At 78.1% G+C, this 1,357-nt stretch carries 1 protein-coding gene; it reads right to left on the bottom strand.

Going from position 1 to position 1,357, the window contains the following annotated elements:
- Positions 1 to 1,182 (bottom strand): FAD-dependent oxidoreductase (locus tag ACTS11_RS11900; RefSeq protein ID WP_442640530.1); only part of this gene is annotated, 1,182 nt, incomplete at its 3' end.
- Positions 1,183 to 1,357 lie beyond the last annotated feature (175 nt).

Genomic DNA, 1,357 nt, shown 5'->3' with positions numbered 1-1,357 from the left:
CCGGAGGAACCCGGTCTCCGGGTCGCGCGTGGTGGCGCAGCCGAGCGCGCGGGCCAGTTCCGCCTGGGGCAGGAAGCCCTCGCCGACGCAGAAGACGTCCGCCGCGAAGTCCCGTTCCCGCCCGGTCGCGATGCAGGAAGCGGTCAGGCGGGCGGCCCGTCCCTCGGCATCGGCGTGCAGGCGCAGCACCTCCCAACCCTCGAGGACGGGAACCCCGGCCCGGGCGAGGCGGGCGCGGTAGCCGAGGCCGCGCGCCACCAGCCCGGCATCGGCCCGCGCGGCGGCGAGCACATGGGGCAGCACGGCGGCCCGCGTCGGCGTCGCGCGCTCGAGAACGGCGACGGGGGGCGTGCCGATCCGGCAGAGCTCGGCCGCAAGTTGCAGGCCGAGCGGCCCGTGGCCCGCGATCACGACGCGGCGTCCCGGCGCGGTCCGGTGGCTGCGCACCAGCGTCTGCGCCGCGCCGATGGTCATGACGCCGGGCAGCGTCCAGCCGGGAACCATCGGCGGGCGCTCGTAGGCGCCGGTCGCCAGGATCAGCGCGCGGGCGTGCAGGAGGCTCGCCCGCGTGCCGTCGAAGAGGCCGAGCTCGAAGCGGCCGCCTTCGGCGCGCGCGTGCCAGACCCTGGTGCCCGTCAGGTGCCGCGCGTCGGAGGCGGCGAGCCGCGCGCGGAGCGCGTCGCCCGCCCGGTGCTGCGCATCCGTGGCGGTCCCGTCCCGTGCTCCGGCGGGCGGCTTGAAATATTGCCCGCCCGCCTTGCCGCGCTCGTCGATCAGGACGACGGCGAGGCCCTGGCCCTGCGCCGCGAGCGCCGCCGAGACGCCCGCGGGCCCCGCGCCGACGATGGCGAGGTCCGCTTCGGCGGCGGGCAGGCTGCCGCCCTCCGGCGCGGGGGCGAGACGGGCGGGCGCGGGATGCGCCGCTGCCGCGTGCCGGTCGGCGTGGCGGAGGACGACCGCGCCGGTCTGCGCCTGCACCATGCAGGCCCGCTGCCCCGCGCGCCCGTCCACGGTGACGAGGCAGTCGTGGCAGAGGCCGATGCCGCAGAAGACGCCGCGGTCCTCGCCCGCACGGGTGACGCGCTGGGCGATCCGCCCGGCCCGGACCAGCGCGGCGGCGATGGTGTCGCCCGCGCGGTACGGCACCTCGCCGCCGTCGAAGGTGAAGCGGGCTTCCGTCATGCGGCGGGGCAGGGGAGCAGATCGAGATCCTCGAGGACCTTCCGGATCTGCGCCTGGTAGGCGGGCGGCGAGGGCAGGCGGGGCGGCCTCGGCGCCCCGACGCCCCGGCCCATCATGCCGAGCGCCGCCTTGGAGGCCGCGACGTAGTGGTGGCCGCCGACCATGCGGATCACCG

It is taken from the genome of Roseicyclus sp. (genome assembly GCF_052168335.1).
GTDB lineage: Bacteria > Pseudomonadota > Alphaproteobacteria > Rhodobacterales > Rhodobacteraceae > Roseibacterium.
The sequence above is the reverse complement of the archived record's forward strand: the minus strand, read 5'-3'. Positions and strand labels throughout refer to the sequence as shown.